This is a genomic window from Actinocatenispora comari (genome assembly GCF_017312725.1).
GTDB lineage: Bacteria > Actinomycetota > Actinomycetes > Mycobacteriales > Micromonosporaceae > Actinocatenispora > Actinocatenispora comari.
In genome coordinates this window covers 25,518-39,174 of record NZ_BOPO01000020.1, presented here as the reverse complement: position 1 = coordinate 39,174, position 13,657 = coordinate 25,518, and the positions used below count along the sequence as shown (strand labels likewise).

The 13,657-nt window shown below is 72.7% G+C and carries 12 protein-coding genes; 7 read left to right on the top strand and 5 right to left on the bottom strand.

The genetic code is table 11. The features are described from left to right. Positions 1-48 precede the first annotated feature (48 nt). From NUM_RS07360 to NUM_RS07350, 3 genes are all read left to right on the top strand, one after another. Complete coding sequence (locus NUM_RS07360; protein WP_308440554.1) at positions 49-444, top strand: MerR family transcriptional regulator; 396 nt, start codon at positions 49-51, stop codon at positions 442-444. Next, positions 441-680, top strand: a complete 240-nt coding sequence (locus NUM_RS07355; protein WP_207123921.1) for a hypothetical protein — start codon at positions 441-443, stop codon at positions 678-680. The genes NUM_RS07360 and NUM_RS07355 overlap by 4 nt, the downstream gene beginning before the upstream one ends. Before the next feature lie 96 nt (positions 681-776). After that, complete coding sequence (locus tag NUM_RS07350; RefSeq protein ID WP_207123919.1) at positions 777-1,280, top strand: hypothetical protein; 504 nt, start codon at positions 777-779, stop codon at positions 1,278-1,280. 42 nt (positions 1,281-1,322) lie between these two features. On the opposite strand, the gene NUM_RS07345 is transcribed toward NUM_RS07350, so the two are convergent. Together NUM_RS07345 and NUM_RS07340 are read right to left on the bottom strand one after the other, a co-directional pair. After that, positions 1,323-1,703: a VOC family protein gene (locus NUM_RS07345; protein ID WP_207123918.1), complete on the bottom strand. Its 381-nt coding sequence runs from the start codon at positions 1,701-1,703 to the stop codon at positions 1,323-1,325. A gap of 115 nt (positions 1,704-1,818) precedes the next feature. Beyond that, positions 1,819-2,697, bottom strand: coding sequence for a LysR family transcriptional regulator (locus NUM_RS07340; protein WP_207123917.1), 879 nt, complete (start codon positions 2,695-2,697; stop codon positions 1,819-1,821). 121 nt (positions 2,698-2,818) lie between these two features. Between NUM_RS07340 and NUM_RS07335 the strand changes: the two genes are divergently transcribed. The 3 genes from NUM_RS07335 to NUM_RS07325 all read left to right on the top strand — a co-directional run bounded on the left by NUM_RS07335 (position 2,819) and on the right by NUM_RS07325 (position 6,363). Beyond that, a complete protein-coding gene (locus NUM_RS07335; protein WP_207123916.1) occupies positions 2,819-4,189 on the top strand; it encodes an MFS transporter in 1,371 nt (456 codons plus the stop codon). Between the two features lie 305 nt (positions 4,190-4,494). Further along, complete coding sequence (locus NUM_RS07330; RefSeq protein WP_207123915.1) at positions 4,495-5,259, top strand: GNAT family N-acetyltransferase; 765 nt, start codon at positions 4,495-4,497, stop codon at positions 5,257-5,259. A 159-nt stretch (positions 5,260-5,418) separates the two neighbouring features. Next, positions 5,419-6,363, top strand: coding sequence for a phosphotransferase family protein (locus NUM_RS07325; protein WP_207123914.1), 945 nt, complete (start codon positions 5,419-5,421; stop codon positions 6,361-6,363). A 135-nt stretch (positions 6,364-6,498) separates the two neighbouring features. On the opposite strand, the gene NUM_RS07320 is transcribed toward NUM_RS07325, so the two are convergent. From NUM_RS07320 to NUM_RS07310, 3 genes are read right to left on the bottom strand one after another with little or no spacing between them, the layout of a single operon-like run. Continuing rightward, complete coding sequence (locus NUM_RS07320; RefSeq protein WP_207123913.1) at positions 6,499-7,035, bottom strand: GNAT family N-acetyltransferase; 537 nt, start codon at positions 7,033-7,035, stop codon at positions 6,499-6,501. Between the two features lie 43 nt (positions 7,036-7,078). Beyond that, complete coding sequence (locus NUM_RS07315; protein ID WP_207123911.1) at positions 7,079-8,752, bottom strand: glycosyltransferase family 39 protein; 1,674 nt, start codon at positions 8,750-8,752, stop codon at positions 7,079-7,081. Positions 8,753-8,773: 21 nt separating this feature from the next. Continuing rightward, a complete protein-coding gene (locus tag NUM_RS07310) occupies positions 8,774-9,475 on the bottom strand; it encodes a TetR/AcrR family transcriptional regulator (RefSeq protein WP_207123909.1) in 702 nt (233 codons plus the stop codon). Between the two features lie 236 nt (positions 9,476-9,711). Between NUM_RS07310 and NUM_RS07305 the strand changes: the two genes are divergently transcribed. Beyond that, on the top strand, positions 9,712-13,599 hold the full coding sequence (locus tag NUM_RS07305) for a beta-galactosidase (RefSeq protein WP_207123907.1): 3,888 nt from the start codon (positions 9,712-9,714) through the stop codon (positions 13,597-13,599). Positions 13,600-13,657 lie beyond the last annotated feature (58 nt).

Genomic DNA, 13,657 nt, shown 5'->3' with positions numbered 1-13,657 from the left:
TCTCCCAGCCAGGTGGGCAACCAAGCAAGGCCAGAAAGGTGGCGGTCGGTGATCGCAGACAACACGAGCGGCTTCGGGTCACCCGAGTTGATCGGGACGCGAACGCCGGCGTTCACGATCGGCACCGCCGCCGAGCTGCTGGGGGTCAGCCAGGCGTTTCTCCGCCAGCTGGGCGCCAACGGGCTGCTGGATCCGGGGCGCTCCACGGGCGGGCATCGCCGCTACAGCCAGTACGACCTCGGCCTGGCCAGCCAGGCGCGGGTGCTGGTGGACGAGGGACTGTCGATGGACGCCGCGTGCCGCATCGTGACCCTGCAGGTCGAGCTGGCCTACGCCCGGGCCGAGATCGCCGCCCTGCACCAACAGCTCCAGGACAGTTCCGAACGACAGGCCGCCGGCGGGCGCCGGCGGGGCCACGACCGCGGGGAGATGGGTGATCGATGAGCCGACGTGTCTACCACGACGAGGACGGGCAGCCGTACTACGAGCTGATCTGCGACGGGTGCCGCTGCCGCCTGGCGTGTACCGACGACAGTTGCTACGACTGGGATCTGTTGCGTGCGGTCGCCGAATCCGACGGCTGGGACCTGGCCGCAGCCCGCCCCACCGGCCCCCATCGCTGCCGCGCCTGCGCGCTCGCCCGCAGCGACGCCGAGCCACCGCAGCCGGCGTACGCGTAGCGGCCCCGCCGGGCCGGAGACGTTCGCCCGCCGGCACGCGCTGCGGCAGGCGGAACCGGGATGCGTCGCGGAACCGGCGCCGGTCACAATGGCCGGGTGGATGCCGATCGATCGTCGAGCCGGTTCACCGATCCCGGCGTGTCGCTGTACGCGTTGGCGGAGCAGCCGATCCAGGTGGTCTGCCCGTCCTGTCGGGACCGAGCCGAGGTGGCTCCGCGACCCACCGAGGAGCCGCGGGGCCGGTACTCGACCGCGTGGCCGCGCCGGCTGGTGTGCGGTGGCTGTGGGCACGTCCGTGACTGGCCCGGCGATGCCACCGGCTTCGCCTCGCACTGGGGCTGCGGGCTCGATCCGTTCTTTCACCTGCCGCTGTGGCTGCGCGCCGACTGTTGCGGCGGTCGGACGCTGTGGGCGTTCAACCAACCCCACCTGGACATCCTGGCCGGCTACGTCGGCGCGCACCTGCGAGAGCGCGGGCCGGTGGGCGGGCAGACGTTGGTGGCCAGGTTGCCGACGTGGTTGAAGTCGGCGAGCAACCGAGCCGAGATCCTGCGCACGATCGACCGGCTGCGCGCGACGCTGGCCAGCAAGCCCGCCTGAGCCGCCCGGCCGACGAGCGGGCCCGGGACGCCGGGTTCGAGCTCAGACCGGGTCGATGCGGGCGCGCAGCAGGCAGAACTCGTTGCCCTCCGGGTCGACCAGCACGTGCCACGGCTCCTCGCCGGTCTGGCCGATTTCGGCCGGGCGAGCGCCGAGCTTCAGCAGGCGTTCCAGTTCGGCGTCCTGGTCGCGGTCGGTGGGGTTGAGGTCGATGTGCAGCCGCGACTTGCCCGGCTCCGGCTCGTCCCGGTAGCTGAGGATGATCGTGGCCTGCGGGCCGCCCCATCCCTCGCGCGGACCGATCTCCAGGGTGCCGTCGTCCTCCTGGTCGAGCACGACGAAGTCGAGCACCTCGCACCAGAACCGCGCCAGCAGCTGGGGGTCGCGGCAACCGAGGACGAGTTCACCGATACGCGCCGCCATGAACCAAACCCACTCTCGAACCGGGGACATCGTGTGGCCGAGGGGCGCTCACGCCCCGCAGCGAAACCGCGATCGTACCCAGCGGGACAGGCCCTGGCGAGCAGGGATCCGACGGTCACGCCCGGGTCAGCGCGTAGAGCAGCGGGCGGAGCCGGTCGGTCGCGTCGTCGTCGTGCCGCCAGATCAGCCGCAACTGCAACGGCGGTACCGGCACGTCCAGCGCGGCGAGGCGGCCGGCGTCGAGGTCTGCCCGGACGGCGAAGTGCGGCAGCAGCGCGATGCCTCGGCCGGTGGCGACCCAGTCGCGTACCTGGGCCAATCCGCCCACGGCGGTGAGGTCGACGTCGGGGCCGAGCCAGCGCCGGGTGGCCATCCAGAACGAGCAGCCGGGTTCGCGGCCGAGCAGTCCGCCGGTGCGCCGGATCTCGTCCATGCGCACCGACCGCCCGACCAGCGGATGCCGTGGTTGCGCGACGATGCTCATCGGTACGGCACGCAGGTCGAGATGGTCCAGCGTCGGCTCCGGCGGCGGGAAGCCGAGATCGCCGACGTGCGCACCGGTGTCGAGCAGCACCGCGGCGTCGATCTCGCCGCCGTCGAGCGCGGCCAACACCCGCCCGCGGTCGGGATCGGGCCGAAGCCCCACCTGCAGGTCGGGGTGGCTTCGGCGCAGCTCGTCGAGTACCGCGGGGAGCAGTTCGTCGGCGACCGACGCCTGCGCGCCGACGACCAGTCCCGGTGCGGCGTGCAGGTGCTCAGCGGCGGCGTCGAGTGCCACCAGGGCGCTGGCCGCGGCCCGCAGATAGGCGCTGCCGGCGGTGGTGGGGTGCATGCCGGTGTGGTCGCGGGAGAACAGCGGTGCGCCGAGTTCGGCCTCCAGCCGGCGGATGCGGTCGGACACCGACGACGGCGCGAGGCCCTCGGCCGCGGCCGTGCGGTTGATGGTGCGGTGCCGCAGCAGCGCCAGGGCGGTGCGCAGTTGGTCCAGGTCCACCCGCCCAGCGTAGGCAGGTGTTCGGATTCTCCGAACGGGGATGCGGCCGGGCCGGTCGAGCCGGACGGCGTACGGGCGCAGCGTGGGGCGAGGTCCCGTCACCGTCGGTGCAAGGAGAGTCGTGTCCGCACCCGCCGTTCCCGCTTCGCGTTCCCGGACCCCGCAACTGCTCGGGCTGTCCCTGGCGTACTTCATGGTGTTGCTGGACACCACGGTGCTCGCCGTGGCCGAGCGCAGCATCATGACCTCGCTGCACACCGGCGTCGTCGGCGTCGGCTGGGCAACCACGATCTACACCATGGCGCTGGCCGCCGCGCTCGTGCTGGGCGGCAGCCTGGCCGACCGGCTGGGCGGGCACCGGGTCTTCGTGGTCGGGGTGGCCGGCTTCGGCGCCGCCTCGCTGGCATGCGCGTGCTCGCCCGATCTCGCCGCGCTGCTGGTGTTCCGGGCGCTGTTGGGGCTGTTCGCTGCGGCGATCATCCCCAGCTCGCTCGCGGTGATCGCCCACCTGTACCCGCAGCCGCGCTCTCGCGGCCGGGCGATCAGCGCCTGGGCGGCGATCAGCGGCGCCGCGATGGCGGCCGGCCCCGTACTGGGCGGGTGGCTGATCGGGCTGTCCGGCTGGCGTGCGGTGTTCGTGCTCAACGCGCCGCTGGCGCTGGTCGTACTGGTGCTGTGCCGGTCGCGGGTCGCCACGGCGCGGCGGGACCGGGCGATCTCGTGGCTGCCCCACCTCGGGCTGGCCGCGACGCTGGCCACCGCGACCCTCGCGATCACCCGGGCCGGGCAACGCTCGTGGCCGCAGACCGTGCTGTTCGGCCTGATCGCGCTGGCCCTCGCGTACGGCACGGCGCTGGTCGACCGGGCCGCGGCGGCGCCGCTGATCCCGGGTCCGCTGCGACGCAACCGTCCGGTGTGGACCGCGTTCGGCTGGGCCGCGGCGGTGAACTACGCACTGACCACGGTGATCTTCTCGATCCCGCTGCTGCTGTCGGCAAGCCCGACCCGGACGGGGATCGTCCTGTTGCCGATGACGCTGCTGGTGGCCGTCAACCCGCTGCTGACCGGGCGGCTCGCGGCCGGGTACGGGCCGGTGGTGCCGATCCGGCTGGGGTTCGCCGCCTTCCCGGTCGGGCTGTGCCTGGCCGCGGCCGCGGTGACCGGCGACCATGCCGTACTGCTGGGCGTCGGGCTGCTGCTGTGTGGGCTCGGCGTGTCCTGGACGTTGCCGGCGCTGGTCGGCTACGCGGTCGAGAACGCCGGACCGGACGCGGCCGGCGCGGTCGGCGGCATCCTCAATGCCACCCGCCAGATCGGCGCCACCGTCGCCGCCGCGAGCGCCGCCGCCATCCTGACGCCACGCACGCCGGCCGTACCGTTCCTGATCGCGGCGGCGGTCTGCCTGCTCGGCCTGGCCAGCGCCATGGCGCGGAACCGCACCCGCGCGCGGCAACGGGCCCCCGAGGCGCCGGCCGAGCGCGGGTCGAGATGATCGCCGGGCCCCGCTCTGCTGCGGTGACCGCCGCATCGGCTCCGATAACCGGTTGTCGCGAGCCGGCCGACCTGGCATGCTGACCGGCGCTCTGCCAGCACGCAGACGCGCTCACGGTGAGGAACGAAGCCCATGAACTCGGCGCGCCCCAGCGGCCGCCGCCGGCACTGAACGGCTGCCCTGCAGCAGCCGCACTGCCAGCCCTTCCGCGGCGGCCCCACGATGCGGTGTCTCGCACACCGCCGTTCTCTCCTGCCCCGCGCCGTCGGGGCTTCGTTCGAGACTTCGTGAGGTCAGTACCCATCATGGACACCCAGATTCAACGCTTCGCCGTGGCCAACCTTCGCCGCCGCCCGCTGGTCGTCGAGACCGGCGGGTTCGTCGCCGGATTCAGCCCGGACACCGACAGCCCCTACCTCAACTACGCCACGCCACTGCCCGGCGCCGCGCCGACCGCGGACGACGTCGCCGGCCTGGTCGCCCAGTTCCGGGACCGCGGTCTGCTGCCCCGGCTGGAGTTCGCGCCGCAGGCCGCACCCGAGGTCGAGCCGGCGCTGCGCGCGGCGGGCTTCACCACCGAGGCGGTACACGAGTACCTCGTCTGCGTCCCGGACACGCTGACGGTTCCTCGGGCCGGGTCGGTTCCCCGGGTGGAGACACCGGTCACCGACGAGCAGTACGCGGCGCTGGACGCCGCGCTCGGTGAGGCGTTCGGCGACGGCTTCGCGTCCTCGCCGGAGGGCGTGGCCCGGCTGCGGCGCATGCAGGAGGACGGCGGGGCGGTGCGGTTCGTACCGGCGGCCGACGGCGGCTGTGCCGGTGGGGCGGCGTGCACCCCGACGGCCGAGGACACCGCCGAGCTGGGCGGGGTCGGTACGCGGCCCGCATGTCGCGGGCGGGGTGTCGCGACCGCGGTGACCGCGGCGCTGGCCGAGGCGATGTTCGCCCAGGGAGCCGGATCGGTGTGGCTGGAGTACTCCGGCGACGGCTCCCGCCGGGTCTACGAGCGGGTCGGCTTCCGCCCGCACGGCACCCGCCTCTACCTCTCGCTGCCCACGCGGCGGCCGTAGCGGCCGGCCGGGGAGCCGCCGGCCGGCACGCCGGCGACTCCCCGCTGCGTCCAGCTCGCCCGCCTGCTCCATGGCGAATCGTCCGCGGTGGTCCAGTCACCACCTCCACGGGTGAGAAACCGCTGTCGCCGCGGGTTCCCGCCGAATAGCCTCGCTCACATGACCGACGGCGACTGGAGAGACGGCGGGTTCAGGCAGCGTCGGCCTTCGGCGGAGACCCTCTCCTGGGTTGCCGCGTCGATGGGTCGGGGCAGTCGCGTCGTCGGCTACCGCCGACTGACCGGCGGCGTCTGCTCCGCCGTGCATCGGGTGACCGTCGAGCGACGGGGAGTGCGACGCTTCGTCGTCCTCCGGCAGTACCCGGCCGGGCACGGCCTGCAGGAGGCCCTGGCGAAGGAGATCGCCAACCTCGGTGTGGTGGCGGGAAGCGGGCTCCCGGTCCCGAGCATCCTGGCCACCGACGTGGCCGGCGCATCGACCGGCGGCGCGCCGTCGTTGCTGATGGCCCGGTTGCCGGGGCACGTTCACCTCGATCCGGCGGACCCTCGGTCGTGGCTGACGAGCATCGCGGAGATCGCCGTGTCGCTGCATTCCCTCGACCTGCCCGCGAAGACGTTCGACCCCTGGACGGATTCCTGGATCGCTCCTCTCGACGGGTTTCAGGTGCCGGCCGGCGCACGGAAGCCGGCCGTGTGGAAGGCGGCGTTCGCTGCCATGGCGGCGCCGCCGCCGAAGGACGATGCCGTGTTCCTGCACGGCGATTTCCTGCCGGTCAACATGCTGTGGTCGCGCGGGAGGATCACCGGGCTGACCGACTGGAACGGCATCCACCGAGGCTCGCGCGCGATCGACCTCGGGCACTGCCGGCGGTACCTGGCGGCGCTCCACTCGCCCGAGTGGTCGCAGCAGCTTCGATCGCGCTACGAGTCGATCGCCGGGGTGGCTCTCGATCCGTGGTGGGACCTGTATGCCCTGCTGCACCATGGCGACAGCCAGCCGAAGTGGATCCGCGGTCAGGTCGCAGGGCGCCGCCCCGTCGAGGTGACTGGGATGACCGCCCGGGTCGAGGTCCTGATCGAGACGGCGCTACAGCGCCTCGGATAGCTGCCGGTCGCTCTTTGAGGTTCCGGCCTGCCGCACCGACCGGCGGCACCCGCTCACCGGGCAACACGAGGCACCACCGCATCGGGCTGCCCGGCCGGCGGGATCGGATGGCCGGGACGACGAACCGCCGCGGGCTCAGCGGGACCGCTGCGCTTCGTCGTACCGGTCCCGCGACAGCACGTACGTGCACTCGTCGACGCGGCGCCCGTCGGTACTGACGGACGTCGCGGCCAGGTGCATGCCGATGCGTTCGCAGAGCCTCCGGGAGTCACGGTTCGCCGCGTCGGTGATCGCGATGACCTGCGCGACCGCCCAGCGCTCGAACGCGGCCGACACGACGCCCCGAACGGCCTCGGTGGCGAACCCCTGGCCGCCGAACTCCGGGTTGAACACGTACCCGACCTCCGCCGCTCCGGTCGCATCCGGCCACCGGAGCCCGACCTCACCGACGACCGCGCCGCCGTCCCGGGTCTCGGCGAGGAGCACGAGTTCGTCGCCGAACGTGCCGAAGGCCGCCGTCGCGTACCGCGTGAGCTCGCGTTCGGTCTTCTCGCGGCTCCACGGTCCGGCTCTCAGATGGCGCGCGACCTCCGCCCGGGATCGGTACGCGAACACGGCATCGACGTCGCCCCTGCGCGGCCGGCGCAGTCGAAGCCGGACGGTGTCGATCATCCCGCAACGCTACCCGACCGGCGGCGGTGCCCGGATGCCCGCGCTAGTCGAGGTGGCGCAGGGTGGGCCAGAGCTGGGTCCAGGTGCCGTGTGGGCGGGAGCAGGCGTAGATGGCGGCGTGTTGGGAGGTCTCCTCGTCGACGATGCCGCCGGGCGTCGTGATCGGCGCGATCTCCCGCACGTTCGACCAGGCCCGGTGCAGGTAGTGGCGGTCGAACTCGCCGACGCACAGCACGTGGTCGGGGTTGGTACCAGCCGGTGGCCCCCACAGCAGGTATCCGTTGTGGCCGCTGGCGACCGGCAGTCGCAGCCCGTCGGCCGGGCCGAGCATGGTCAGCGCCCCGGCCTCGCCGTAGTTGCTGGTGAAGATCGTGGTACCGGCCGGCATCGTCTTCGCGACCGCGGTGACCTGCCGGACGAACGACGGCCAGCCGTAGGTCTCCACCGGTTGCGGGTTGACCGCACGTAGCACGTTCTCGGCGCGCACCGGCAGCACCGGCAGCCCGAACACGACCGCGAAGACCCCGCACGCGACGATCGCGACCGGGTACCGCCAGCGCCGCCGCGACGCCGTCGGTGTGCTGCGGGCCTCGAACCAGACGCTGCCGGCGGCGAACAGCCCGACCAGCACCGGCGCCGGGTAGTAGCTCTTGCCGCCACCGGCGGTGAACACCACGATCGCGGTCGCCGCCACCACGAGGATCCACCGGTGGTTGCGGCCGGGCGCCGAGGCCAGCCAGCGGATCCCGAAGAACCACAGCGTGACCAGTGGCGGGCCGGCCAGCAGCAGGGCGAGTTCGGGCAGCTGGGTCGCCGAGCCGAGCGGGCCGCCCTGCTGCGCCGCCAGTACCGCGCTCATGTGCAGTTCGGGCCAGCCGTGCCGGGCATCCCACAGCAGGTTCGGTACGGTCAGCAGCACGGCCAGCGCCGCTCCCGCCCACGGCCCGGCGGTACGCAGCGCCGCGCGGTGGAACAGCAGCACGCCGACGGTGATGCCGAGCAGCAGCACGCCGATGGTGTCCTTGTTCTCCAACCCGAGCCCGGCGACCGCGCCGGCCAGCAGCCAGGCGCGGACCGTGCCGGTACGCAGCGCGCGGGTCACGGTGAGGAACACGGCGGCCCAGGCCAGCTGGTCGAGCACGGTGGTGCCGAACAGCATCGAGGCGGCGACGAACACCGGGCAGGCGGCGATGGCGCCGGCCGCGATGGTCTGGGCGCGGCGACGCCCGCCGAGCTCGGCGACCAGTGCGGCGACCAGCAGTACGCAGCCGAGCTGGGCGGCGATCGCCAGCAGCCGCAGCGGCAGCACCCCGCCGGGCAGGTCGGCGGCCAACCGGGCCAGCAGCGGGGCCAGCGGCGGCTGGTCGGGGTAGCCCCAGGCCAGATGCCGCCCGGAGATCACGTAGTAGAACTCGTCACGATGCCAGCCGAACCGGGTCGCCACGGCGAGGTGGACGCCTCCGGCGACGGCCATGACGGCCAGTACCGGACGCCAGGCAAGCCGCTGCGGCGTCGCCTCGCCGGCGATCGCCGGGGCACGCTCGCCGGGAACGGCCGTCCGGGTCGCGGTGGGCCCGAGGTCGGCGGGAACGGGTCCGGCGCCGGCGGGTTCGTCGACGGCGGGTCCGTCGCCGGCGGGGTCGTCGACGGCGGGGTCGTCGACGGCGGGGTCGGCGGCGGCGGGTTCGTCGACGGCGGGGGTGGGGCGATCGAGCACGGAGGGTCTCCGTTCGAGGAGTCAGGTCGGCTGGTGGTCGGCACCCGGGACGAACGCGGCGAGCAGCAGGTGGCGCACGGTGCGCCGGCACGCGTCGTCGTCGAGGTTGCCGGAGTCGGGGTCGTCGCGGCGGTGCCAGGCGAACCAGGTGATCGTCTCGACGATGAACCGCGCCGCGGCCGGCACGTCCGGTACCGGACGCAGGGCTCCGGCGTGCAGGTGTCGTCGCAGCAGGTCGCCGAGCGAGGCGAGCAGCGCGCGCCGGCGCTGGACGAAGTAGTACCGGGCCAGCTCGGGCAGGTCGGGGGCGCAGCGTTCGACCAGGGCGAGCAGGTGCCGGTTGTCCTCGATGAACGCGTACAGCTCGTCGATCACCGCGGCGAGTTCCTCGGCGACCGCCACGTGCCGGCGGTGCGGACCGGCCGCGGTCAGCACGGGGAACGGGTCGTCGCCGGTCTCGACCGCGGCGGTGAACTGCTCGGCGGTCGGGGTGGCCACCGGAATCGCCAGCTCGGCCAGCACCTCGGGCCGCGCCAGTCGCAGCAGCGCGAGGTAGAGCAGCGCCTCCTTGCTCCGGGCGTACGTGTAGACGGCGCCGTGGCTGAGCTCCAGTGCCGCGGCGACGTCGGAGATCCCGGCCGCGCGGTAGCCCTTGGCCATGAACACCCGGGCCGCGGCCTCGGCGATCTCCGTCACCGGCCGCGGCGGTACCCGTCCGCGCATGCGGACAGTATTGACTGACTGATCCAGTCAGTCAATCTGCCCGGCGCGTTGACCTGGATTGCGGGGACAAGACGGCGTTTGGCGGCAATCCTTCACGATTCACCAGAATCGAACGCCACCGTGGCGCCGATCCTTCGGACAACTCTTGACAGTTTCGCTCGCGAACGATCAAACTCCAACGCAATCCACCCCCGTGGACAGGTGAGTTTCTACTGGTAGAGACCAGGAGCAGCACGATGTTGCGTTCGAACTCTCGCGTCCCCTCCGCTCGCTCGCATCGGCGCACGTTCACCCGGGCCGTGGTCGCCGTGGCCCTCGCGGTCGCGCTGCTCGCGGCAAGCTTCGACTCAACGGCCGGCGCCGCCCCGGCCCCCGCCGACCGACCGGGCACCTCGACGGCGCACACGGTCACCTTCGACCAGTACTCGTTGCTGCTCGACGGCAAGCGCACCTACGTCTGGTCCGGCGAGTTCCACTACTTCCGGCTGCCCAGCCCGGACCTGTGGCGCGACATCCTGCAGAAGATCAAGGCCGAGGGGTACAACGCGGTCTCGCTGTACTTCGACTGGGCCTACCACTCCCCCCGGCCCGGCGTGTACGACTTCAACGGCGTGCGCGACGTCGACGAGCTGCTCGACATCGCCCAGCAGACCGGGTTGTACGTCATCGCCCGCCCCGGGCCGTACATCAACGGCGAGACCAACGGCGGCGGGTTCCCCGGCTGGCTGACCACCCAGGCCGGCCGGGCGCGCAGCGACGCGCCGGACTACCTCGCGGCCGCGGACGAGTGGCTGCACCGCATCGACACGATCCTCGCCCGGCACCAGTACACCAACGGCACCGGGCCGGTGATCCTCTACCAGATCGAGAACGAACTCGCCTCGACCGGCACGTCGCAGCAGAACTACCTGCGACACCTGTACGACACCGTTCGCCACGACGGCATCACGGTGCCGATCTTCCACAACGACAAGGGCCGCAACGGCGTGTGGGTGCCGACCGGCAGCGACGTACCGGGCACGGTCGAGGGGCCGACCGACCTGTACGCGTTCGACGGCTACGGCGGCGGCTCCTGCCACAGCAACAACACCCCCGGATCGCCCACCGTCGCACCGGACTGGGGCATCTGGGGCGCCGGCGGCGCCAAGGGCGGCTCGACCGCCTCGCCGAACACCCCCGGCTTCGTCGCCGAACGCGGTGGCGGCTGGTTCGACTACTGGGGCGGCCCGGGCAGCTACGAGTGCATGTCGCAGCAGGAGGGCTCGGGCTACGAGCGCGTCACCTACGGCACCGACATCGCCAACCGGCTGAGCATCCACAACGTCTACATGACCTACGGCGGTACCTCCTGGGGCTGGCTGCCCGCGCCGGTGGTCTACAGCTCGTACGACTACGGCGCCGCGATCAGCGAGGCCCGGCAGATCCGGCCGAAGGCCACCACGATGAAGGAGCTCGGCCTGTTCCTGCAGAGCGTCGAGCCGGTGACCAAGGTCGACAAGGGTGACCCGATCACGCCGTCGAGCTCCGCGATCAAGGTCTACCACGACGTCAACCCCGACACCGGAACCCACTTCTACGTGGCGATGCACGACCCGTCCAACGCCACGACCGACACCGCGTTCAGCTTCCCGGTCGACACCGCGGACGGCAGCTACACCGTGCCGCAGCAGGGTCGGCTGCGCATCGACGGGCAGGACGCCAAGATCCTCACCGCGAACTACGACCTGGACGCCGCGGCCGGCACCGCCAGCCCGCACCTGGTGTACTCCACCTCCCCGATCATGACCCACCTGGACACCGGCGCCGGCCAGCTGGCGCTGCTGTACGCGCCGCACGGGGAGGACGGCGAGACCGTACTGCGCTACGACAGCGCACCGATGGTGCAGGTGCTGTCCGGATCGGTGGCCAGCAGCTACGACGCCACCAGCGGCGACCTGCGGCTCGACTACGCGCACGACGGTCTTGCCCGGGTCCGGATCAGCGGCGGCGGGCGGGATCCGCTCACGCTGCTGCTGGCCGACACCGACACCGCCGGTACGTTCTGGCAGCAGGACACCGCGGCCGGCCCGGTGCTCGAACGTGGCCCGGAACTGGTGCGCACCGCGACCTCGCACGGCGCCAGCCTGCACCTGACCGGCGACACCACCGACCCCGCGCCGCTGGAGGTGTGGGGGCCGGCCAGGATCCGGTCGATCGTCTGGAACGGCGACGACGTGGCCACCACCGCCCAGCCGGGCGGCAGCCTGCTCGCCACCTCGACGCTGCCGGGCGTACAGCCGGTGACACTGCCCGACCTGAGCACCGCGACCTGGAAGACGACGGCAGGTTCCGCGGAGTCGGCGCCCGCGTTCGACGACTCGGCCTGGCAGCGCGCCGACCGGACCACGACGAACTCCACCACCGAGCCGCCGGCCGGCCAGCCGGTACTGACCGCGGACGACTACGGCTTCCACCAGGGCGACGTCTGGTACCGCGGCCACTACACCGGCACCGCCGACGCCAGCACCGTCGCCCTGCGCTACGGCGGTGGCGGCGCCGGCATGCTGCAGGCGTGGCTGGACGGCGTGTACCTCGGTCAGGACGTGCTCAAGACCGGCGCGAGCAGCCCACCGACCACCGGTACCGTCAGCTTCACCATCCCGGATCGGTTGCGTACCAACGGTTCGCACGTGCTGTCGGTGATGGTGCGCAACGACGGGCACAACGAGGACGGCGGCGTCAACGACGCGCACAAGGAGGGGCGCGGCCTCATCGCGGCCACGATGACCGACCCCGCCGGTAGCGCGGCGCAGCCCGACATCAGCTGGCGGATCCAGGGCAACCTCGGCGGCGAGAACATCGTCGACACCGCGCGGGGTGTGATGAACGCCGGCGGCCTCTACGGCGAGCGGCACGGCTGGCAGCTGCCCGGCTATCCCGACGCTTCCTGGGCGAACACCACGCTGCCGCAAGGCAGTGCGGCACCGGGCACCACCTGGTACCGCACCCACGTGTCGCTGGACGTACCGGCGGACGACGACGCCTCGATCGGCCTGACCATCGGCGATCCCGACACCGCGCGCTCGGACGCGAACTACCGCGCACTGCTCTACGTCAACGGCTGGAACGTCGGCCAGTACATCGCCAACGTCGGGCCGCAGCACACCTTCCCGGTGCCCGACGGCGTACTGGACCCGCGCGGCGACAACACCATCGCGCTGGCCGTGACCAGCGACGGCGGCACCGGCAACGGCCCGGAACAGGTTGCACTGACCGACCTCGGTACCGTGCGCGGCGGGGTCACGGTCCACCAGAACCACGCCCCGAACTGGAGTGCCAGCGTCTACGGCCGGCCCACGTTGCCGAGCCGGGCCTCCGTCACGCCGCTGACCAGTACCGACGTGCCCGACCAGGCCAAACCCGGGGACCGCTTCACCGTCAGCGGCACGCTGCGCAACGACGCCGGCGGCAGCCTCGGTGCCGTCGACGCGAGCCTGGACGTACCCGCCGGCTGGAGTGCCACCGCGATCCGGACCGCACCGACCACGCTCGCGCCGGGGCGGACGGCGCCGCTCAGCTGGCAGGTCACCGTGGGCTCGGACGCGGCGGCCGGCACGTACTCGCTGGCGGCGATCGTCGGCTACCGCCAGGACGGCGCCACCGCCCAGACCGGATCCACCTATCCGGTCACGATCCGCCCCGCCGGGCTGGCGTACGTCAGCGACCTTCCGTTCGTCTCCGCGACCAACGGCTACGGGCCGGTCGAGCGCGACACCAACGTCGGCGGCAGCGGCGCCGGCGACGGGAGCCCGATCACCATCCGCGGCACCACGTACGCCAAGGGCGTGGGCACCAACGCGGTCAGCACCGTGGTACTCGACCTGTCCGGCACGTGCACGTCGTTCAGCAGCGTCGTGGGTGTCGACGACTCCGCCGGCGGGAAGGGCTCGGTCACCTTCACCGTGCTCGCCGACGGCAGGACGGTGGCGAGCACGGGCGTCCTGACCGGGACCACCGCGGCCCAGCACCTGACCGCCGACGTCACCGGGGTACACGAACTGGTCCTGCAGGTCGGTGATGCCGGCGACGGCGTCGGCCACGACAACGCCGACTGGGCCGACGCCCAACTCACCTGCACCGGCTGACCACACCATCCGAAGCCCGGCGCCGAACGGCTGGCGCCGGGCTTCGGCCCGGGGTCAA